The sequence below is a fragment of the Agromyces zhanjiangensis genome, assembly GCF_040496055.1.
GTDB lineage: Bacteria > Actinomycetota > Actinomycetes > Actinomycetales > Microbacteriaceae > Agromyces > Agromyces zhanjiangensis.
Genome location: NZ_JBEPKB010000003.1, coordinates 305,295 through 324,488, shown reverse-complemented (window position 1 = coordinate 324,488; position 19,194 = coordinate 305,295). Strand labels below are relative to the sequence as shown.

Annotated in this window: 20 protein-coding genes; 8 read left to right on the top strand and 12 right to left on the bottom strand. The window is 74.8% G+C overall.

Annotated features, from left to right (window positions below; genetic code table 11):
* Positions 1-113 precede the first annotated feature (113 nt).
* Complete coding sequence (locus ABME02_RS07810) at positions 114-782, top strand: TetR/AcrR family transcriptional regulator (protein WP_353814713.1); 669 nt, start codon at positions 114-116, stop codon at positions 780-782.
* 35 nt (positions 783-817) lie between these two features.
* Here ABME02_RS07810 and ABME02_RS07805 read toward each other — a convergent pair whose 3' ends face one another.
* The 3 genes from ABME02_RS07805 to ABME02_RS07795 are packed head-to-tail and all read right to left on the bottom strand — an operon-like array spanning position 818 to position 2,432.
* A complete protein-coding gene (locus ABME02_RS07805) occupies positions 818-1,075 on the bottom strand; it encodes a DUF6510 family protein (protein ID WP_353814712.1) in 258 nt (85 codons plus the stop codon).
* Positions 1,075-1,842, bottom strand: a complete 768-nt coding sequence (locus ABME02_RS07800) for a ferredoxin reductase (RefSeq protein ID WP_353814711.1) — start codon at positions 1,840-1,842, stop codon at positions 1,075-1,077. Before ABME02_RS07800 ends, ABME02_RS07805 begins: the two co-directional genes overlap by 1 nt.
* Positions 1,839-2,432 carry a sulfite oxidase-like oxidoreductase gene (locus ABME02_RS07795; RefSeq protein WP_353814710.1) on the bottom strand — a complete coding sequence of 198 codons (594 nt, stop codon included), beginning with the start codon at positions 2,430-2,432 and terminating at the stop codon, positions 1,839-1,841. Before ABME02_RS07795 ends, ABME02_RS07800 begins: the two co-directional genes overlap by 4 nt.
* 127 nt (positions 2,433-2,559) lie before the next feature.
* Between ABME02_RS07795 and moaA the strand changes: the two genes are divergently transcribed.
* Together moaA and ABME02_RS07785 are read left to right on the top strand one after the other, a co-directional pair.
* Entirely contained in the window at positions 2,560-3,627 is a 1,068-nt protein-coding gene (gene moaA / locus ABME02_RS07790; protein ID WP_353814708.1) for a GTP 3',8-cyclase MoaA, read from the top strand.
* Complete coding sequence (locus ABME02_RS07785) at positions 3,620-3,898, top strand: MoaD/ThiS family protein (protein ID WP_436408246.1); 279 nt, start codon at positions 3,620-3,622, stop codon at positions 3,896-3,898. The genes moaA and ABME02_RS07785 overlap by 8 nt, the downstream gene beginning before the upstream one ends.
* Before the next feature lie 46 nt (positions 3,899-3,944).
* Here the strand turns inward: ABME02_RS07785 and ABME02_RS07780 are convergent, their stop codons facing one another.
* From ABME02_RS07780 to ABME02_RS07755, 6 genes are all read right to left on the bottom strand, one after another.
* The gene (locus ABME02_RS07780) at positions 3,945-4,148 is read right to left on the bottom strand and encodes a hypothetical protein (protein ID WP_353814706.1); all 204 of its coding nucleotides are present in this window, start codon (positions 4,146-4,148) and stop codon (positions 3,945-3,947) included.
* Between the two features lie 162 nt (positions 4,149-4,310).
* Entirely contained in the window at positions 4,311-6,929 is a 2,619-nt protein-coding gene (locus tag ABME02_RS07775; protein WP_353814705.1) for an ATP-binding protein, read from the bottom strand.
* A gap of 43 nt (positions 6,930-6,972) precedes the next feature.
* Positions 6,973-7,434, bottom strand: a complete 462-nt coding sequence (locus tag ABME02_RS07770; protein ID WP_353814704.1) for a molybdenum cofactor biosynthesis protein MoaE — start codon at positions 7,432-7,434, stop codon at positions 6,973-6,975.
* Positions 7,427-8,515, bottom strand: a complete 1,089-nt coding sequence (gene moaCB / locus ABME02_RS07765; protein ID WP_353814703.1) for a bifunctional molybdenum cofactor biosynthesis protein MoaC/MoaB — start codon at positions 8,513-8,515, stop codon at positions 7,427-7,429. The genes ABME02_RS07770 and moaCB overlap by 8 nt, the downstream gene beginning before the upstream one ends.
* Complete coding sequence (locus tag ABME02_RS07760; protein ID WP_353814702.1) at positions 8,512-9,708, bottom strand: molybdopterin molybdotransferase MoeA; 1,197 nt, start codon at positions 9,706-9,708, stop codon at positions 8,512-8,514. Before ABME02_RS07760 ends, moaCB begins: the two co-directional genes overlap by 4 nt.
* Positions 9,708-10,832: a HesA/MoeB/ThiF family protein gene (locus ABME02_RS07755; protein WP_353814700.1), complete on the bottom strand. Its 1,125-nt coding sequence runs from the start codon at positions 10,830-10,832 to the stop codon at positions 9,708-9,710. Before ABME02_RS07755 ends, ABME02_RS07760 begins: the two co-directional genes overlap by 1 nt.
* A 189-nt stretch (positions 10,833-11,021) precedes the next feature.
* On the opposite strand from ABME02_RS07755, the gene ABME02_RS07750 reads away from it, so the two are divergent.
* The 5 genes from ABME02_RS07750 to ABME02_RS07730 all read left to right on the top strand — a co-directional run bounded on the left by ABME02_RS07750 (position 11,022) and on the right by ABME02_RS07730 (position 14,636).
* Positions 11,022-11,678, top strand: coding sequence for a GNAT family N-acetyltransferase (locus tag ABME02_RS07750; RefSeq protein WP_353814699.1), 657 nt, complete (start codon positions 11,022-11,024; stop codon positions 11,676-11,678).
* Positions 11,679-11,774: 96 nt separating this feature from the next.
* The gene (locus ABME02_RS07745) at positions 11,775-12,191 is read left to right on the top strand and encodes a TOBE domain-containing protein (RefSeq protein WP_353814698.1); all 417 of its coding nucleotides are present in this window, start codon (positions 11,775-11,777) and stop codon (positions 12,189-12,191) included.
* Between the two features lie 29 nt (positions 12,192-12,220).
* The gene (gene modA / locus ABME02_RS07740) at positions 12,221-13,039 is read left to right on the top strand and encodes a molybdate ABC transporter substrate-binding protein (RefSeq protein ID WP_353814697.1); all 819 of its coding nucleotides are present in this window, start codon (positions 12,221-12,223) and stop codon (positions 13,037-13,039) included.
* Complete coding sequence (gene modB, locus ABME02_RS07735) at positions 13,036-13,887, top strand: molybdate ABC transporter permease subunit (protein ID WP_436408245.1); 852 nt, start codon at positions 13,036-13,038, stop codon at positions 13,885-13,887. The genes modA and modB overlap by 4 nt, the downstream gene beginning before the upstream one ends.
* Positions 13,884-14,636, top strand: a complete 753-nt coding sequence (locus ABME02_RS07730) for an ABC transporter ATP-binding protein (RefSeq protein WP_353814696.1) — start codon at positions 13,884-13,886, stop codon at positions 14,634-14,636. The genes modB and ABME02_RS07730 overlap by 4 nt, the downstream gene beginning before the upstream one ends.
* A gap of 19 nt (positions 14,637-14,655) precedes the next feature.
* Here ABME02_RS07730 and ABME02_RS07725 read toward each other — a convergent pair whose 3' ends face one another.
* From ABME02_RS07725 to ABME02_RS07715, 3 genes are read right to left on the bottom strand one after another with little or no spacing between them, the layout of a single operon-like run.
* A complete protein-coding gene (locus ABME02_RS07725) occupies positions 14,656-15,138 on the bottom strand; it encodes a SixA phosphatase family protein (protein WP_353814695.1) in 483 nt (160 codons plus the stop codon).
* 45 nt (positions 15,139-15,183) lie between these two features.
* Positions 15,184-16,179 carry an arginase family protein gene (locus ABME02_RS07720; RefSeq protein ID WP_353814694.1) on the bottom strand — a complete coding sequence of 332 codons (996 nt, stop codon included), beginning with the start codon at positions 16,177-16,179 and terminating at the stop codon, positions 15,184-15,186.
* A 41-nt stretch (positions 16,180-16,220) separates the two neighbouring features.
* The gene (locus tag ABME02_RS07715) at positions 16,221-19,127 is read right to left on the bottom strand and encodes a cation-translocating P-type ATPase (RefSeq protein ID WP_353814693.1); all 2,907 of its coding nucleotides are present in this window, start codon (positions 19,125-19,127) and stop codon (positions 16,221-16,223) included.
* Positions 19,128-19,194 lie beyond the last annotated feature (67 nt).

The following is a 19,194-nucleotide window of genomic DNA, read 5'->3' as shown; positions in this document are numbered from 1 at the left end:
TCACGTCCGACCAGCGACTCCCGCTGGTTCGTACACCGTACGTCGTACGCTGTACTATGCCCGTACGCTGTACGATTGTCAAGCAGTCCGAGCAAGCGAGGAGACCGGTGACCGTGAGGGAACAACGCCAGGTCGCGTCAGACGCGGGGCTGAGCACGCAGCGGGTGGTGGCCGAGGCGATCCGACTCGCCGACCGCGAAGGCGTCGACGGGCTCAGCATGCGCCGCCTCGCCGTCGTGCTCGGCGCCGGCGCGATGTCGCTCTACCACTACGTGGCGAGCAAGGAGGAATTGCTCGACGCCATGATCGACGTCGTGTTCGACGAGATCGAGCTCCCGCCCGATGGGTCCGACTGGCAGCATGCGATGCGTGAACTGGCGGTGTCCACCCGACAGGTCCTCGCACGCCACCCGTGGGCGATCAGCCTCATGGAGTCGCGGACGTCGCCGGGGCCGGCGAACCTCCGCCATCGCGAGGCGTTCACCGCCTGCCTGCGCACGGCCGGCTTCTCGGTCGTGGCGGCGACGCACGCCAACTGGCTGCTCAACAGCTATGTCTACGGGCACGCGCTGCAGGAGGCCAGCCTGCCGTTCGACACCGCCGCGGAGCTCGCGGAGATGACCGAGGACGTCTACCTGCCCCAGCTGCCCCCCGACGAGTTCCCCTACCTCCGCGAGTCCGCCGCGACGCTCGTCGCTGCGGGCTACGACCCGGCGGAGGAGTTCACCTTCGGCCTCGACCTCGTCCTCGCCGCCCTCGAGCCCCTGCGGACCTCCGAGTAGCGACGCCCACGACCGCGGAGGCGAGCGTCACACCGCTACCGCCGCACCTCGATGGCGGTCACGCCGCCGAAGTCGATCCACGCGCGGTCGCCCGCGTCGACGAGGACGGCGAGCACATGGTCGCACGTCGCACACCGCACGACCGTGCCGGCGCCGCTGACGTAGACCATCGCCCGGGCGAGCTCGGCGACGGTGCCGCACGCGCGACAGCGCCCGGTCGCGGTCGTGATGTCGAACGAGAAGAAGTCGGCGAGCGGTCCGGCGATCGCGTTGCCGTCGACGTGCCCGGTCATCAGGTGCCTCCGAATCGCTCGGTGCGGATGTCGTGGGGGTCGTGCCCGAGTTCGATGAGCCACGACGCGACCCGCTCGACGAATCCGGTGGAGCCGCAGACGTACACGAGCGGGCGATCGGCGGCCGGGATGGCGGCATCCGCGAGCTGCGCCTTGGTGATGCGCCCCGCCGGGGTCGGCCAGCCCGCGGGAGTCCGTCGCGAGTACACGACGTCGAGTCGCAACGGCGAGCGCGCCGCGGCGAGCGTCGCGAGCTCATCGGCGAAGTACACGTCGTCGGGCGTGCGAACCGCGTACAGCAGTCGGAACGGCGTCGGATCGTCCGCGTCCGCATGCGCCTGCGCCATCGCGAAGAGCGGCACGACGCCCGATCCACCGGCGATGAGCTGCACCGGCCGTGAATCTCCGCCCATCGATCGCGGCCGCCACACGAAGAACGCCCCGAGCGGACCGTGCACCTCGAGCATGTCGCCGGCTCGCACGGCCTCCACGAGGAACGGCGACACCTCGCCGTCGGGCAGCTCGTCGACGGCGAGCACGACCCGCGAGCCGTCGCCCGCCGATGCGATGGAGTACGAGCGCGTCGCCGTGTAGCCGTCCTCGGCGGTCAGCCGCACGTCGAGGTGCTGCCCGGCCGCGTTGCCGGGCCATCCGTCGACGTCGAGTTCGAGCCGGGCCGCACTGGGGGTCTCGCGGCTGGTGCGCGCGACCGTCGCGACGTGCCAGCCCGCGCGCGGCACCGAGGGCGCCGTGGTCGCGTCGCTCACCAGTACCGCTCCTCCTTCCAGGGATCGCCCCGGAGGTGGTAGCCGTTCTGCTCCCAGAATCCGGGCCCGTCGTCCTCCATCATCTCGAGGCCGCGCACCCACTTCGCGCTCTTCCAGAAGTACAGGTGGGGCACGAGCAGCCGCGCGGGGCCGCCGTGCTCGGGATCGAGCGGCTCGCCGTCGAACTCGAATGCGATCCAGGCCTTGCCGTCGAGGAGGTCGTCGAGCGGCACGTTCGTCGTGTACCCGCCGTAGCTGTGCGCCATCGTGTAGGCGTAGTCGGTGTCGACGCCCTCGAACAGCGTGTCGAGGGCGACCCCGCGCCATCCGGTGCCGAGCTTCGACCAGTGCGTGACGCAGTGGATGTCGGTCGTGACGTCCTCGATCGGCAGCGCCATCAACTGATCCCAGTTCCACGAGTGCTGCGCACCGGACTCGGTGCGGATCGTGAACTCCCAGTCGGCGGTGTCGATGTCGGGCGTCGGCCCGGCCGACAGTACCGGGAAATCGCCCACGAGGGTCTGACCGGGCGGCAATCGATCGTCCCGTTCGCGGCTCCGACCGGTGAATCCCCTGGTGATGAACGACATGACGCCCCCTCCCCGACGGTCTCACCATAGTGACGGCCGGGGCGGATGTCACCGGCTGCGCCGAGTCGTCATCTTCACGAAACGTCCCACCGGCCCCGCGCGCCGGTCCGGTGCGTAGGGTTGGGACATGGCAGCCATCGCACTCGGCATCCCGGCCGTCCGCCGGGGCGGCGCCGACGTGCCCTCGATGGCCGGCCGACCGGACGTCGCGGGGCTCGTCGATCGCTTCGGGCGGGTTGCGCACGACCTCCGGATCTCCGTGACGTCGGCGTGCTCGCTGCGCTGCACGTACTGCATGCCGGCCGAGGGCCTGCCGGTGATCCCGCGCGACGAGCTCCTGTCGGCCGACGAGATCGGCAGGCTGGTCGGCATCGCCGTTCGCGACCTCGGCATCCGCGAGGTGCGCTTCACGGGTGGCGAGCCGCTGACCCGCGGGGACCTCGTCGAGATCGTTCGGCGCAGCGCCGAAGCGGCGCCGGGTACGCCGCTCGCGCTCACGACCAACGGCATCGGGCTCGACAAGCGCGCCGAGGCGCTGCGCGACGCGGGGCTCACGCGCGTCAACGTCTCGCTCGACACCCTCGACCGCGAGCACTTCGCGAGGCTCACGCGACGCGATCGGCTGCCCGCCGTGCTCGCCGGGATCGCGGGCGCGCACCGCGCCGGCCTCGGCCCGCTGAAGGTCAACGCCGTGCTGATGCGGCAGACCCTGCACGACGCCCCCGCGCTCCTCGCGTGGGCGATCGAGCACGGATGCCGACTCCGCTTCATCGAGCAGATGCCGCTCGACGCCGACGAGGCGTGGCGGCGCGAGCACATGGTCGACGCCGACGAACTGCTGGCGGTGCTCGCCGGCCGCTTCGCGCTGACGCCGGTGGGTCGCGAGGACCCCGCGGCGCCCGCCGAGGAGTGGCTCGTCGACGGCGGCCCGGCGACGGTCGGGATCATCGCCTCGGTGACCCGCCCCTTCTGCGGGGCGTGCGACCGCACCCGGCTCACTGCGGAGGGCTCGGTCCGCTCGTGCCTGTTCGGCGACGACGAGACCGACCTGCGCGCGCTGCTGCGGTCGGACGCGTCCGACGACGAGATCGCCGACCGGTGGCGCGCGGCGATGTGGGCGAAGAAGGCCGGCCACGGGATCGACGACGTCGACTTCGTGCGACCGGTCCGGACGATGGGAGGCATCGGTGGCTGAGGTGCTGGGCTCGACGGGCGTGCGGACCGTGCTCGTTCGGTACTTCGCCGCGGCGGCCGAGGCCGCCGGTGCGGAGGAGGAACGGGTCGAGCTCGCTGGCGGGCCCGCGACGGTCGGCGCGCTGCGCGACCTCCTTGTGGATCGGTACGGGCCGGCGATGGCGCGAGTGGTCGCCAACGGCTCCTTCCTCGTCGACGGCGTCGTGCGGCGCGACCCCGGGACGCCGCTCGGCGCGCAGGTCGACGTGCTGCCCCCCTTCGCCGGCGGCTGACCGGGGCGCACGGTCGCGAGCCCGAGCGCCGCGACCGCCGGAACGGTCAGAAGACGTGCGAGAACCGCGCCGACGTGCGCGCCTCGTCGCGCAGGCGCATCGCCTCGGACCGCAGCTCGTGGAGTTCGGCCCCTGACGGTTCGGCCGAGCGGCGGCGGTCGCGACGCGCGCCGATCGCGGCGACGAGCCGGCGCACGACCCGGGCGGCTCCGGTGTGGAAGGCCGGCGTGGTGCTGATCGCGGTGTTCATGGTGTCCCCCTCGGACCTGCTTCCCGCCCCTGCGGGAAGCTGATCCCAGTCCACCGCGCACGCCCGGCCCGGTCATCGGCGACGACTACCGAGATGTGCGCGGCGCGGTACCGAGATCATGCCGGCGGGCATCCCCGCATCACCGGGGCCCGGATGCACCGCCTACACGTCCGACACGTCCGACACGTCGGACGCGTCGGACGCGTCGACGAGCCCGAGGGCGCGTGCCTCGCGGACCGCGTCACGGCGTGACGACACGCCCAGCTTCGCGAGCACGGCCGCGACGTGGCTGTCCACCGTGCGCACCGAGACGACGAGGCGCTCCGCGATCTCGGCGTTGGTGAGGCCGTCGGCGAGCAGGCGGAGCACGTCGACCTGGCGGTCGGTGAGCCCCACGGGGTTGCGGCGCGTGCCGGTCGACGGCCCACGCGGTACGTTCCGCACGCCACGGTCGCGGAGGTCGGCCCGGACGATCCGCGCGAGCGGCCGCGCGTCGATGCGGTCGAGGATCGCGAGTGCCTCGAGCAGGTCGGCGTCGTCGGGACTCTCGGCCAGCGCGCGCGCCTCGTGGTACGGGCACCCCAGCTCGTGCCACAGGTCGGCGGCGCGCCGCCAGTCGCCGCGAGCCTGCACGGCGAACGGGTGCTCGTCGTCCGCCCGCGCCTCCACGGGCGCGCCCGACGCGCGCAGCAGGTAGGCGAGCTCCGCGTCGACGCCGTGGGCGCGGCGTCGGTGCGCCTCCGCGAACAGCGGCGCCGCGATCTCGCGCGCCCGCTCCGGGTCGCCGCGCAGGAGGGCGGCCTCGGCGAGCGCCGCCCCGGCGGGCCCGGTGCGCTGGATCTCGCCGATGCCCGCGGCGATCTCCCACGCCTCGTCGAGGAGCGGGTCGACGTCCCCGTCGCCGCGTCGAAGCCGGGCGAGTCCGCCGACGTAGAGGCCGACGCACCGCGAGTGCGGCACCGTCGCGGGCGTGTCGATCGTCGCCTGCGCGTCGTCCCATCGCGCGCGTGCCAGGTCGAGCCGCGCCTGCTCCACCCGGTGGTAGAGCGCCATGCCGATGAACTCCGCCTGTTCGGCCACGTCCAGCGCATGCGACAGCCGTTCCTCGGCGAGGTCGAGTCGGTACTCGTCCAGGAGGATCCAGATGAGGTTCGCGAGGGCGCGCGACGCGTTCTCCATGTCGCCGTCGGCGAGGGCGATCTCGGCCGACTCGGCGAGCTCCGCCATGCCCGCGTCGTCCCCGAGCTGCATGATCGCCGTGCCGTGGTTGTTCAGGGCGTGCGAGAGCACGGCCCGGTCGCCCGCCTCCCGGGCGATCGCGATCGCCTCCGCGGAGATGTCACGCGCCCGCTCGCAGTCGTGCACGAGCAGGGCGAGCTGCGACCGGTTGCTGAGTGCGAGCGCGAGCGTGCCGCGGTCGCCCGCAGCCGCCAGCACCTCGATCGCCTCCTCCGCCGCCGCCTCGGCGTCCGCGCGGTGGCCCGCCATCCACTGCAGTCGCGAGAGCCATCGCAGGCTGGCTCCGAGCCGGACGGCGTCGCCGAGCGGGCGCCGGAGCTCGACCGCGGTCGCCTGCACGTCGGCCGCCTCGACCGCCGCGCCCAGCGTGTACGACTCGACGGCGTACTGCTCGGTCAGCTCGGCGAGTTCGGCCGCCGCATACCGGTCGGCGTGCGCCAGGGCCGCCCGCAGGTGCGAGACGGCCTCGCGGTGCGCTCCCGAGGCGGCGGCGTCCTGCGCGGCGCGCGGCGCCCACTCGACGATCGCCTCGCCGTCGCCCGCCTCGATCGCGTGGTGCACGATCCGTGCGGCGTCGTCGCTGCCGGACGCGAGGAGTGCGGCGAGCGCGAGACGCTCGAGCTCGATGCGCCGCGACGCCGGCAGGCCATCGACGACGGCGCGCCGCGTGAGCTCGTGGCGGAACTGCACGCCCTCGGGGCGGACGGACAGCAGGCCGCGTTCCTCGGCGGCCCGCAGCGCGCCCGGGCCGCCGGAGACCAGTCGCGCCAGCAGGTCCGGGCCCACGAGCGCCGGCATGACGGCGAGCTGCTCCACGTCGTCCTGCTCGGCCGGGTCGAGCCTCCGTAGCCGGCCGGTCACCGCATCGACCACCGTCGGCGGCACGCCGTCGGCATCGGCCGAGGCCACCAGCTCGGTGACGAAGTAGGGGTTGCCGCGGGTGAGCTCGTACACGCGGCCTCCGGTGAGCCCGCTGCCCTCGGTGAGCGCGTCGACCGACGCGGGCGACAGCCGCCCGAGCGGCATCCGCTCGATGCGGTCGCCGTGCCCGAGGTCGCCGAGGAGCCGGTTCAGCGGATGGTCCCGGTCGAGCTCGTCGCGGTAGGTGAGCACGAGCACCGCCGGGAGCCGGTCGATCCGGCGGCCGAGGAAGCGCAGCGCGTCGAGCGTCGCCTCATCGGCCCAGTGCAGGTCCTCGATCACGAGGATCGTGCCGGGCGAGCCGGCCAGTTCGTCCTGGAGCGCGGCGAACACGTCCTCGCGCTCGCCGCCGCGCAGTGCGGAGCGGAGCGCCTCACCGACGTCCGGCGCGAGGTCGCGCAGCGGGCCGAGCGTGCGCGGCGTGGTCATCGCGTCGCACGCGCCGACGAGCACGCGCGTCCCGGCCGGCGGGTCGGCGCGCAGCGACTCCACGAGGCTCGTCTTGCCGATGCCCGCCTCGCCGTGGACGAGCACGACCCGGCCGCGCCCGCCCCGCGCCTCGAGCGCGGCCGCCCGCAGCGCGCTCCCCTCCGGCGCTCGCTCGAGCAGGCCCGTCGCCATGCCCCGATCGTGCCGTGCCGCCGTCAGGGGCGCAAGCGACGTGTCAGAGGTTCACCCACTCCGTCGCGCCGCCCGCGAGGTGCTGCCGCTTCCAGATCGGCGTGCGCTCCTTGATCCGGTCCACGAGGAGCGCGCACGCCGCGAACGCCTCGGCGCGGTGCGGAGCGGCGACGGATGCCACCAGGGCGACGTCCCCGATCCCGAGCGGGCCGACGCGGTGCGCCGCGGCGACGGAGAGGCCGGTCTCACGCGCGACCTCGGCGCACGTCTCGCGGAGGAACCGCTCGGCGTCGGGGTGCGCCGAGTAGTCGAGCGCCGAGACCGACTCGCCATGGTCGTGGTCGCGGATCACGCCCTCGAACGTCACGAGCGCGCCGTCGCGCCGCGAGAGCACGAAGGCCTCCACGGCCGCGCGGTCGAGCTCGCGCTCGGTGACGACGGCGTAGACCTCGGGCCCGGCGCCGGGCGTCGCGGCGCCGGGTGGCTGCCGGCCCTGCTCAGGCATGCGGTGCTCCCCCGTGCTCCATGCGCTCGGACTCCCCGACCGGCTCGTCGCCGACCGCGCCCGCGATCGGCCGCCCGGCGTGGTCGCCGCCCGCGACCTGGTCGACGAGGTGCGGGAGCAGTTCGTCGAGCACCGCGAGGCCGTCGGCCACGCCGCCGCGGGATCCGGGGAGGTTCACGACGATCGTCCGGCCGGCCACGCCCGCGATCGCGCGGCTCAGCGCCGCGGTCGGGGTCGCGGCGCGACCCGCGGTGCGGATCGCCTCGGCGACGCCGGGCAGTTCACGGTCGAGGACGGCGTGCGTCGCCTCGGGCGTCCGGTCCGTCGGGCTGACGCCCGTGCCGCCCGTGGTGAGGATCACGGCCGGCTGCTCGTCGACGGCGGCGCGGAGCGCGTCCGCGATGTCGGCGTCCGCGACCACGCGCGGCGCGGCGGCGTCGAATCCGCGCGAGCCGAGCCATCCGGCGATCACCGGCCCGGTCGTGTCGTCGGCGGTGCCGGCGGCGGCGCGCGTCGAGGCGACGAGCACGATCGCCCGGCGCGCGCCCGCGGCATCCGTCGCAGGGGGCTCGGCCGGGGTCTCGGGCGACGCCGCGGCATCCGCTCGCCAGACGCCGCGCTTGCCGCCGCGCTTCTCGACGAGCCGGATCCCGCCGAGCCGCGCCGCCGGGTCGACGGCCTTGGCCATGTCGTGCAGTGTGAGACCGGCAACGGCCACCGCGGTCAGTGCCTCCATCTCGACCCCCGTGCGGCCCGTCGTCGACGCGGTCGCGCGGATCGTGACGGCGGTCTCCTCGAAGCCGAAGTCGATCGAGACGGCGTCGAGCGGCACGATGTGCGCCAGGGGGATCAATTCGCTCGTGCGCTTGGCCGCCGAGATGCCGGCGATCCGCGCGGTCGGCAGCACGTCGGCCTTCTTCAGCCCGTCCGACCGCACGAGCGCGACGACCTCGGCGGTCGTGTCGAGTCGACCCTCGGCGATCGCGACGCGCCGCGTCACCGGCTTGCCGCCGACGTCGACCATACGCGCGCGGCCGTCGTCGTCGAGGTGCGTGAGCTCGCTCATAGGACCCTCGCTCATAGGTACACGGTATCGACCTCGTCGCCGGCCGCCAGCGCCTCGACCTCTTCGGGGATCACGATGAGCAACTCGGAGACGGCGAGCGCGGCGACGAGGTGCGACCCGGGACCACCGACCGGTCGTGCGCGCCCGTCCTCGGTCCGGTCCCCGCGGAGGAATTGCCGCTTCCCGGGGACCGAGCGGACGGCCTCCGCGAGCGGCATCCGCTCGGTGCGAGCCGGTGGTAGGCCCGCGACGGCCCGGAGCGACGGCGCGACGAACAGCGCGAACGAGAGCTGGGCGCTGACCGGGTTGCCCGGGAAGGCGATGAGCGGCACCCCCCGGTAGACCCCGGTCGCCTGGGGGCCGCCGGGCTGCATCGCGACCGAACCGACCCACGCGCCGAGCGGCTCGATGAGCTCGCGCACCACCTCGTAGGCGCCCTTCGAGATGCCGCCGCTCGTGAGGATGAGCTCGGCGCCCGCATCGACGGCGGCGTCGAGCTCGGCGCGCAGGCGGTCGACGTCGTCCCGGACGCGACCCGCGTGCACGACGACCGCGCCGCACGCGTCGACCGCGGAGCGCAGTGCGATGCCGTTCGCGTCGGGCAGCTCGCCGGGTCCGAGCGGCGTGCCCGGTTCGACCAGCTCGCTGCCGGTGCTCACGACGGCGACGCGCACGCGCTCGCGCACGAGCATCTCCGTGAGCCCCGACGCGGCGGCGGCAGCGAGGTGGCGCGGTGCCAGGCGGATGCCGGCGGCCAGCACGTCGGCGCCCGCGAGGAGGTCGGAGCCGGCCTCGCGGACGTACTCGCCCGACGCGCGGGCACGGAGGACGCGCATCGACCGGGAGCCGTCGACGGCCTCGGTGTCCTCGACCGGCACGACCGCGTCCGCGCCGTCGGGCACGGGTGCGCCCGTCATGATCCGCACCGCGGTGCCGGCCGCGAGGGGCGCGACCTCGCCAGGCGCCGCCGCGGACTCGCCGACGACCGGGAGTTCGACGGGAGCGCCGGCGACGTCGGCCGCCCGCACCGCGAGGCCGTCCATCTGCGAGTTCCGGAACGGCGGCAGGTCGATCGGCGACTCGACGGGCGAGGCGGTGATGCGCCCGAGCGCGTCGCCCACCGCGATGCGCTCGGTCGGCCGGGCACCCAGCGGGGCCAGCAGGGACCGCACGAACCGGGCGTGCTCGTCGAACGGGATGCGCGTCATCAGTACCTCGTCAGTTCCGGGTCCACGGCGATCGACCACGCGTCGATGCCACCGGTCAGGTTCCGCACCTCGGCGAAGCCCGCGCCGATGAGGTGCTCGGCGGCGAGCCTCGAGCGCACGCCGAGGTGGCAGTACACGACCAGGGGTGCCGCGGGGTCGAGTTCGCCTGTGCGGGCACCGAGCTCGTGCAGCGGGATCAGGATCGAGCCCTCGATCGCGACGAGGTCTGCCTCCCACGGCTCGCGCACGTCGAGCAGCTGCGGGGGCGCGTCGGAGTCGAGCTCCGCGGCGAGGGCGATGGCGTCGACCTCGCCCGGCGTGGCGGACACGGTCGGCTCGTCGCGTGCTGCGGTGGCGGGGGGCGCGGTGGGCGCCGCCGACGCGACCGCCGCGCGTGACACGTCCTCCGCACGCGCGAAGGCGATCTCGCGCGTGCGGCCCGTGAGCGCGTCGTAGACCGCGACGCGTCCGAGCATCGGTTCCCCGATGCCCGCGAGCAGCTTCAGCACCTCGCCCGCCATCAGCCCGCCGGTCACGGTGCACACGGTGGGCAGGATGCCGTCGACCTCGCAGCTGAGGCCCGCGTCGGCCGGCGGCTCCGGGAACAGGTCGCGGTACGAGACGCCGCGCGCCTCCCACGACACCCCGACCTGTCCCGAGAACCTCGCGGCCGAGCCCCAGACGAGGGGGATCCCGGCGCGTGCGGCCGCGTCGTCGGCGACGTACCGGGTGAGGATGTCGTCGGTGCCGTCGACCACGAGGTCGGCGTCCGCCAGCAGGTCGTCGGCGTTCCGCGCATCGAACCGCGCGCGCACCGCCCGCACGGCGGCCCCGGGCCCGAGGAGCCGCGCGGCATCCGTCGCCGAGTCGACCTTGGCCCGGCCGACGTCGGCGTCGTGGTGGAGCGTCTGCCGGTGGAGGTTCGTGGGCTCGACGACGTCGTCGTCGACGAGCGTGAGGCGGCCGACGCCCGCTGCGGCGAGCGCGGGGATGACGGCGCTGCCGAGTCCGCCCGCGCCGAGGACGACGACGTGGGCTCCGGCGAGTCGGCGCTGTCCCGCCGCACCCATCCCCGGGAGGACGCGCTGCCGCGAGAACCGCGGCGCATCGGGATCGAGGGGCATGGCTCGATTCTCGCAGCAGGGTTAGGCCATCGGGGCGGCACAGGCAATCCCTGTCATCCTCACAGGAACGCCGCCTAGCGTCGGAGCCGGACCGTGTCGTCGGGGTGCCGCGGTCCCACCGCCGCGAGACGACCCGATCTCGGTCTTGCGCGGCGTGGACGGATGCGGGAGCGTGATGAGGGGGCCTCGATGAGCCGAACGACAGGAGCACCGCCCGGCGCCGGGCGGGACGGGTCGACCGACGTGGTCCGCCTGCTCCGCGACCTCGTCCCGCAGCGTCCGCGTTTCCTGCGCGGACCGCGAATCCCGGACGGCGTCCGCTCCCCTGTCCTCGTCACCGAACGCCTCACGCTCCGCCCGCATCGGCTGGCCGACGCCGCCGCCTGGTACCAACTGCAGTCCGATCCGGCCGTGGTCGAGCACCTCTCGTGGCCGCTGCGCACGCGGGCGGAGTCGTTCGTGCACCTGCTCAACCGCACGCACCACACGCGGCTGGAGCAGCAGGACGACTTCCTGGCCCTGGCCGTCGTCCTCGACGATCGGCTGATCGGCGACGCGTCGCTGCACCTGCGCACGCTCGAACCGGGGGCGCGCCGGCTCGACGTCGGCTGGGTGATCGGGCCGCGGTGGCAGGGCGAGGGGTACGCCGCCGAGGCGGGCCTCGCGATGCTCGGGTTGGCCTTCGACCGACTGCGGGCAACGGTGGCCGAGGCGCACATGACGATCGGCAATGCGGCGTCGAAGGCGCTCGCGGAACGGCTCGGCTTCGATGAGGCGCGGAACGACGGCACCGAGCGCGTGATGGCCATCGATGCGGAGCGGTACCGGACGCTGCACGGAGCGTGAGCCGCCGAGCGCGGCGCGACGGTCGGCGGGCGCGCTGGACCGCTTCCGCACCTGCGGGTAGTCTCGGAGAATGGTGACGCATCCGCGGAACGGATCATGAACTCCTTCCGCATCAGCGAGGCCGCGGCCCTGCTCGGCGTGAGCGACGACACCGTTCGGCGGTGGGCCGACGCGGGTCGCCTCGAACTCGAACGCGGCCCGAACGGCATGCGCATGGTCGCGGGGTCCGAGCTCGTCCGGCTGCTCGGCGACGAGCCCGACGGCGGCGCGCTCGCACAGGCCTTCCCGCTCGCGCGCGCCTCGACGCGCAACCGGTTCGTGGGCCTCGTCACGGCCGTCGAGCGCGATGGCGTGATGGCCCGGGTGGAGCTTCGCGCGGGTCCGTTCCGCATCGTCTCGCTCATGAGCCGGGAGGCCGCGGACGAGCTCGGGCTCGAGCCCGGCGTGCTCGCCGCGGCGAGCGCGAAAGCGACGATCGTCTCGATCGAGCTCCCGGGCGGGGTCGAGGCGTGAGCCCAGGCCCCCGAGCGGCACGGCGACGGATGCTCCGCCCCCGCGTCGCAGCCGGCGCCCTCGCCGCCGCGATGGCCGGCGTGCTCGTCGCGTGCTCGGGCGGAGCGGGCGGTCCCGCCGATCCCGGCCCCGGTGGGGCGGGTGCGTCGACCGCCGACGACGTCGAGCCCGGCGCGCTCACCGTGTTCGCGGCGGCGTCGCTCACCGAGGCGTTCGAGGACCTCGCCGACCGCTTCGAGGACCGGCATCCCGAGGTCGAGGTCGTGCTGAACCTCGGCGGCAGTGCGGCACTCGCGCAGCAGATCGTCGCGGGCGCTCCGGCCGACGTCTTCGCCGCCGCCGCCGAACCGCCGATGGCGGCGGTCGTCGACGCCTCGCGCGCCGACGACGCCACCGTCTTCGCGACGAACACCCTCGAACTCGCCGTGCCCGCGGGCAATCCGGCGGGGTTCACCGGACTGGCCGACCTCGCGCGCCCGGACCTCCGGATCGCGCTGTGCGACGAGAGCGTGCCCTGCGGCGCGGCCGCTGCGACGCTGCTCGACGAGGACGGCGTGACCGCGGCGCCCGACACGCTCGAATCCGACGTGAAGGCCGTGCTCACCAAGGTCGCGCTGGGCGAGGTCGACGCGGGGCTCGTGTACCGCACGGACGTGCACGCTGCGGCCGAGGCCGGCGAGGCGGTCGAGGGCGTCGAGGTGCCGTCCGCGGCATCCGTCGTCAACCGCTACCCGATCGCCGCGCTCGCCGACGCACCGCATCCGGCGGCCGCCGCCGCCTTCGCCGCCTTCGTGACCGGCCAGGAGGGCCGCGCCGCGCTCGACCGCCTCGGGTTCGGCGCGCCGTGACCGTGCGGCCGGCGGAACCGCACGCGCCGAAGGGTCGGCGAAGCACCCGCCCGTTCGGCGGTCTCGCCTGGCCCGTCGCCGTGCTCGCCGGCGTGGGGCTCGCCGTCCTCGTGCTGCCGCTCGTCGCGCTCGTGGCGCGCGCACCGTGGGGCGAGCTCGGCGGGCTGCTCGCCCGCGAGTCGGTGCTCGAGGCGCTCGTGCTCTCGTTCGGCACAGCGATCCTGGCGACCGGGGCCTGCCTCGTGCTCGGGGTGCCGCTCGCCGTCCTCGTCGCGCGCGCGGCGGCGTGGCCGACCCTCGCTCGCAGGCTGCTCCGGGCGGCCGTGACCGTGCCGCTCGTACTGCCGCCCGTGGTCGGCGGGATCGCCCTGCTCCTCCTGCTCGGCCGCCGGGGTGTCATCGGGAGCGCACTCGACGACCTGTTCGGGATCACCGTGCCGTTCACGACCGGTGCCGTCGTGCTCGCCCAGGTGTTCGTCGCGCTCCCGTTCCTCGTGTTCGCGGTCGAGGGCGCGCTCCGCTCGACCGACCGGCGCACGGAGCTGGCCGCGGCGACCCTCGGCGCGTCGCGGTGGCAGGTCTTCCGGCACGTCACGCTGCCCCTCGTCGCGCCCGGCGTGGCCGCGGGGGCCGTGCTTTGCTTCACGCGGGCGCTCGGCGAGTTCGGCGCGACCATCACCTTCGCCGGGTCGCTGCCGGGCGTCACGCGAACCCTCCCGATCGCGAGCTACCTCGCGATGCAGACCGATCCCGACGAGGCGATCGCGCTCGCGCTGCTGCTGCTCGCCGTGTCCGTCGGGGTGCTGCTGCTGCTGCGGGATCGCTGGCTGCCGGGGGTGCGCGGGTGAGCGCGGCGACGCCGACGCCGGAGCCACGGCCGGGCGCCGTGCGGCCCGCCCTGCACGCAGAGGTCGCCGTCACGCGCGGCGCGCATCGCGTCGTGGCGACGCTGGACGCGCGGCCCGGGCATCCGCTCGCCGTGGTGGGGCCGAACGGCGCCGGCAAGTCCACCCTGCTCGCCGCGATCGCGGGGCTCGTCCCGATCGACGCCGGACGCGTGCGGATCGGCTCCCGCGACGTCGACCGCCTCCCCCCTGAGCGGCGGCGCGTGGGCGTGCTGTTCCAGGACTACGTGCTCTTCCCCCACCTCACGGTGCGCGACAACGTCGCCTTCGCCGCCCGCATGCGCGGGTCGCGGCACGTCGCCCGGGCCGCCGCCGAGCCCTGGCTCGCCCGATACGGCCTCGACGCACTCGCCGATCGGCTGCCCGGCGAGCTGTCGGGCGGGCAGGCCCAGCGCGTGGCGCTCGCGAGGGCGCTCGCGGCCGAGCCCGAGGTGCTCCTCCTCGACGAGCCGATGTCGGCGCTCGACGTCGAGCTCCGGCACGACATGCGCGCCGAGCTGGCCCAGCACGTGCGCGAGTTCGGCGGCGCGACCGTCGTCGTCACGCACAGCAGGGCGGATGCCGCGACCCTCGCCGACCACGTCCTCGTGCTCGAGGCGGGGCGGGTGACGCAGCGGGGCACGCTCGAGGAACTCGCCGCGGCACCCGCGACGGCGTACGTGCGCAGAATGCTCGCGACGTCGGAGGACTAGGCCGCGGGCCGGGCCGTCGTCAGTGCGGCGTGTCGAGGTGCACCGCGACCGCGGCGGCGTCCGGGATCTCCGACCACGACCACACCGCGAACCGGAACTCCGCGACCGCGCAGGTGGGCATGTGCTCGATCTCGCCCGAGAGCCGGTAGGCGAGGTCGGACATGCCCGGGTCGTGCGCCACGACCATCGCGGTGCCGACCTCCTCGCCGAGCTCGGCGACCACGCCGAGGATCGTGTCCGGCCCGGCGCCGTAGAGGCGTTCGTCGAGCTCGAGCACGTCGGCGGGCAGCTCGAGCGCGGCGACCATCGCCTCCGCGGTGGTCCGGGCCCGCAGCGCGGTGCTGGAGCGGATCGCCTCGGGGACGACGCCGCGTTCGCGGAGCCGGCCCGCCATCTCGGGGGCGTCGCGCCGCCCCCGGTCGTTCAACGGTCGGTCGTGGTCGGCGAGCGCCGGATCGCCCCACGCCGACTTGGCGTGGCGCACGAGCACGAGGGTCTTCATGGGGCCGAGTCTGCCACTGCGGAGGGAGCGCGGCGAGAGGCGCCGCTACGCCGCGCCGACCCCGGTCGGCTCCTCGGGGCCGGGCGCCAGGCGGAGCGCGACGCCGGCCGCGAACTCGAGGACGCAGAGGGCCGCGAGGCGGACCGTGCGCCCGTCGGCGGAGTCGGCGGTCGCGTCGATCTCGACGAGGTCGGCGCTGCGCACCCGGGAGTCGGAGGCCGCGGCGCGCACGAGCGCGCGGAGCTCCCACGCCGCGAGGCCGCCGGGCACCGAGGCGGGGCACGCGGGCACCACCGACCGGTCGCACGCGTCCACGTCGACGTCGAGGTGGACCGGGCCGCCGGCGGCGCCGGCGATCTCGAGCGCCTCCGCCATGGCCAGGTGCGGGAGCCGATGGTGCAGCTCGTTGCGGTGCATCACCGTGATCCCGAGGTCGGCCGCGCGGCGCGCATAGGCGGCCGAGTTGGCGAAGTCCTGGATGCCGATCTGCACGATGCGGCTCGGGTCCAGCCCCGCCTCGATGAGGCGTCGCACGGGCGAGCCGTTGGAGACGCCGTCTCGCAGGTCGTAGTGCGCGTCGATGGTGACGAGCCCGGCCGTGTCGAGGTCGGCGCCCCACGCGCCGAGCGCCGTCGCGAACGTGACCGAGTTGTCGCCGCCGAGCGCCAGCAGCGCCTCCGACCGGGCGAGCGCCTCGCCGACGCGGGCGCGCGTGCGGGCCTCTCCCGCCTCCCCGTCGGGCTCGTCGATGTCGCCGGCGTCGACGAGGTCGAGCTCGCCGAGGTCGATCCCGCCGGCGAGCGGGGAGGTGAGCGAGTCCCGCGAGCGATCGGGCACGAGCGCCGGGCTGTAGCGCCGGAGCGCGGCGCGGATCGCGGCGGGCGTCGCGTGCGCCGCGGTGGGGGACAGCGAGGTCCGCCACGCGGGGACGCCGAGGATCGCGAGCGCGGCGCGCGCGCCATCCGCCATCGCGTCGATCGCCGGCCAGTCGCCCGCCCTCGGCCAGAGCGGATCGTGCGAGAGTGCGGCAGCCTCGGTCATGCTGCCGACGATAGCGACCACTGATGCCGCGGGCCCACGGGTCAACGCGGGCGGGTGTCTGCGATCCCGGACGCCCGTGCTCCGACACTCGCGTCCGCCGCCCCTGGGCCGGAGGCGCGCGCCGCGCGCCGACGCGCGATCGCTCGGATGCCGAGCTTGCGCAGCTCCTCGACCCAGAGCACCGACGACGCCATCGCGACGCAGACGGCCCAGTGCGCGGCATCCAACGACGCCGTGCCGAAGGCGACCTGCAGCGGCGCCCACGACACGACGGCGACCTGCAGCGCCACCGCGACCGCGACCGCGCCCCACAGCCAGCGGTTCGCGAACAGCGACCGGAACGCGCTCGACGTCGCCGACCTCGCGTTGAACGCCGTGAACAGCCCAGCGAACACGAGCGTCGTGAACCCGGCCGTGCGCGCGGTCTCGAACGTGTCGGTTCCGCCGGGGATCAACCCCTCCGGCAGGAACGCGTCCATCGTCAGCAGCGTCGCGACGGCGATCACGACGCCCGTGGTCGCGATGCCGATCCACATGCCGACGTCGATCGCGCGATCGTGCAGGCCGCGCGGCGGCCGCGCCATGACGTCGTCGACCTCGGGGTCGACGCCCATCGCGAGCGCGGGGCCCGAGTCGGTCACCAGGTTGATCCAGAGGATCTGCGTCGCGAGGAGCGGCAGCACGATCGCCTCGTCGGAGGCGCCCGCGAAGCCGAGCGCCCCGGCGAACACGACGCCGAGGAACACCGTGAGCACCTCGCCCATGTTCGAGTAGAGGAGGTAGCGCAGGAACTTGCGGATGTTGTCGAAGATCACCCGGCCCTCCCGGACCGCGTGCACGATGGTCGCGAAGTCGTCGTCGGCGAGCACCATCTTCGCCGCCTCCTTGGCGACCTCGGTGCCCGTGATGCCCATCGCGATCCCGATGTCGGCCGATTTCAGCGCGGGCGCGTCGTTCACGCCGTCGCCGGTCATCGCGACGACGAGACCCTCGGCCTGCAGCGCGTCGACGATGCGGAGCTTGTGCTCGGGCGCGACGCGGGCGAACACCGACACCGTCCGCACCGCGTCGCGGAGCTGCCGGTCGTCCATGCCGTCGAGGCGCGCACCGGGGAGGGCGATGCCGTCCTCGCCGATGATGCCGAGGTCGCGAGCGATGCGCGCCGCGGTCGCCGGATGGTCGCCGGTGATCATGACCACGCGGATGCCGGCGGCGCGCGCCTCCGCGATCGCGGGTCGCACCTCGGGCCGGGGCGGGTCGATGATGCCCACGACGCCCGCGTAGACGAGGTCCTCCTCGGCGATCTCGTCGGGCCCCGCGGCATCCGCCTGCGCCGTGTCGACCGCGAGCCCGGCCGCGAGCTCGGGCGCCGGCCGGTAGGCGACCGCGAGCGTGCGGAACGCCTCCTCCGAGAGCGTCTCGATCTCCGCCAGCGCGTGGGCGCGGCGCACCGGATCGAGCGGCACGATCCGGTCGCCGACCTGCAGGCGCGTGCAGTGCTGCAGCAGCACGTCGGGCGCGCCCTTGCTGAGCACGACGACGTCGCCGCCCTCGTGGCGGTGCGCGGTCGACATCATCTTGCGCTCCGAGCTGAACGGCACCTCGCCCACGCGACCGTATCGGGCCGCCTCCTCGGCCGTGCCCTCGATCTTCCGGGCTGCGACGAGGAATGCCGCCTCGGTCGGGTCGCCCTCGATCTCCCAGGCGCCGTCGCGCTCGGCGAGCTGGGCGTCGTTCGCGAGCGACCCCGCGCCGAGCACGAGCTGCGCCTCGGTGCGGAGCGGACCGTCGGCGAGCTCGCCCCCCCTGACGGTCGCGGCGCCCACCGGCGCGTAGCCGACGCCGCCGAGGTCGACGACGCCCGAGGCGGTGACGATGCGCTGGATCGTCATCTGGTTGGTGGTCAGCGTGCCCGTCTTGTCCGTGCAGATGACGGACGCCGACCCGAGCGTCTCGACGCTCGAGAGCTTCTTGACGACGGCGTTCCGGCGCGCCATCCGCTGCACGCCGAGTGCGAGCACGAGCGACATGATCGCCGGGAGGCCCTCGGGCACGGCCGCGACCGCGAGCGAGACGCCGAGCAGCAGCACGGTCACGAAGCCGGAGGGGGTGTCGACCCCCTGGACGATGGTCACGGTGAGCATCACGACGATCGCGATCGCGATGACGATCCGGCCGAGCAGGCGGCCGAGGTGCGCGACCTCGACCTGCAGCGGTGTCGGCTCCTCGACCGTCTCGTCGAGCATGGTCGCGATCGCGCCCATCTCGGTCGCCATGCCCGTCTCGGTCACGATCGCGCGGCCGGTGCCTCGGCTGACCGCGGTGCCGGCGAACACCATGTCGCGCCGGTCGCCGAGCGGCACTCGATGATCGAGCGTCGCCGGGTCCTTCTCGACGGGCTCGCTCTCGCCGGTGAGGGATGCCTCGGCGACGCGCAGCGCGTTGGCGCGCACCAGCCGCGCATCGGCGCCGACCCGGTCGCCTTCGGCGAGCGCGAGCACGTCGCCCGGCACGAGGGCGTCGCTCGTCACGGTCCGGAGCTCGCCGTCGCGGAGCACCGTCGAGTGGGCGCGCGTCATCACGGCGAGCGCCGCGACCGCGCGCTCGGCGCGGGACTCCTGCACGAGCCCGAGCACGGCGTTCAGCACGATGATCGCGAGGATCACGAGCGCGTCGATCGGCCAGCCGTGCGCCCCCTCGATGAGCCACGCCACGACCGACACGACGACCGCGGCGAGCAGCAGCAGGATCAGCGGGTCGGCGAGCTGCGCGACGACGCGGCGCCAGAACGGCACCCGACGGGCCTCCCGGAGCTCGTTGGGCCCGTGCGCGTGGAGCCGCTGCTCCGCCTCGCCCCCGTCGAGCCCGGTCTCCGGGTCGACCCCGAGGCGCCCGGCGACCTCGACCGGATCCTCGCACGCCGGGTCGAAGTCGCGGGGGGTCGCCATGCTCCATCGTGCGCACGCGCGCCGGCGGGGCGCAACGGCCGAACGACCCGCAGCCGCCTGCCGCGGT

What these genes read in the sequence shown, in the direction of transcription:
- ABME02_RS07780 (WP_353814706.1), bottom strand. Translation starts at nt 4,148, where the DNA reads ATGAACACCGCGATCAGCACCACGCCGGCCTTCCACACCGGAGCCGCC.
- ABME02_RS07795 (WP_353814710.1), bottom strand. Translation starts at nt 2,432, where the DNA reads ATGTCGTTCATCACCAGGGGATTCACCGGTCGGAGCCGCGAACGGGAC.
- ABME02_RS07745 (WP_353814698.1), top strand. Translation starts at nt 11,775, where the DNA reads ATGAACTCCTTCCGCATCAGCGAGGCCGCGGCCCTGCTCGGCGTGAGC.
- ABME02_RS07805 (WP_353814712.1), bottom strand. Translation starts at nt 1,075, where the DNA reads ATGACCGGGCACGTCGACGGCAACGCGATCGCCGGACCGCTCGCCGAC.
- ABME02_RS07755 (WP_353814700.1), bottom strand. Translation starts at nt 10,832, where the DNA reads ATGCCCCTCGATCCCGATGCGCCGCGGTTCTCGCGGCAGCGCGTCCTC.
- moaA (WP_353814708.1), top strand. Translation starts at nt 2,560, where the DNA reads ATGGCAGCCATCGCACTCGGCATCCCGGCCGTCCGCCGGGGCGGCGCC.
- modA (WP_353814697.1), top strand. Translation starts at nt 12,221, where the DNA reads ATGCTCCGCCCCCGCGTCGCAGCCGGCGCCCTCGCCGCCGCGATGGCC.
- moaCB (WP_353814703.1), bottom strand. Translation starts at nt 8,515, where the DNA reads ATGAGCGAGGGTCCTATGAGCGAGCTCACGCACCTCGACGACGACGGC.
- ABME02_RS07725 (WP_353814695.1), bottom strand. Translation starts at nt 15,138, where the DNA reads ATGAAGACCCTCGTGCTCGTGCGCCACGCCAAGTCGGCGTGGGGCGAT.
- ABME02_RS07760 (WP_353814702.1), bottom strand. Translation starts at nt 9,708, where the DNA reads ATGACGCGCATCCCGTTCGACGAGCACGCCCGGTTCGTGCGGTCCCTG.
- ABME02_RS07775 (WP_353814705.1), bottom strand. Translation starts at nt 6,929, where the DNA reads ATGGCGACGGGCCTGCTCGAGCGAGCGCCGGAGGGGAGCGCGCTGCGG.
- ABME02_RS07750 (WP_353814699.1), top strand. Translation starts at nt 11,022, where the DNA reads ATGAGCCGAACGACAGGAGCACCGCCCGGCGCCGGGCGGGACGGGTCG.
- ABME02_RS07715 (WP_353814693.1), bottom strand. Translation starts at nt 19,127, where the DNA reads ATGGCGACCCCCCGCGACTTCGACCCGGCGTGCGAGGATCCGGTCGAG.
- ABME02_RS07770 (WP_353814704.1), bottom strand. Translation starts at nt 7,434, where the DNA reads ATGCCTGAGCAGGGCCGGCAGCCACCCGGCGCCGCGACGCCCGGCGCC.
- ABME02_RS07720 (WP_353814694.1), bottom strand. Translation starts at nt 16,179, where the DNA reads ATGACCGAGGCTGCCGCACTCTCGCACGATCCGCTCTGGCCGAGGGCG.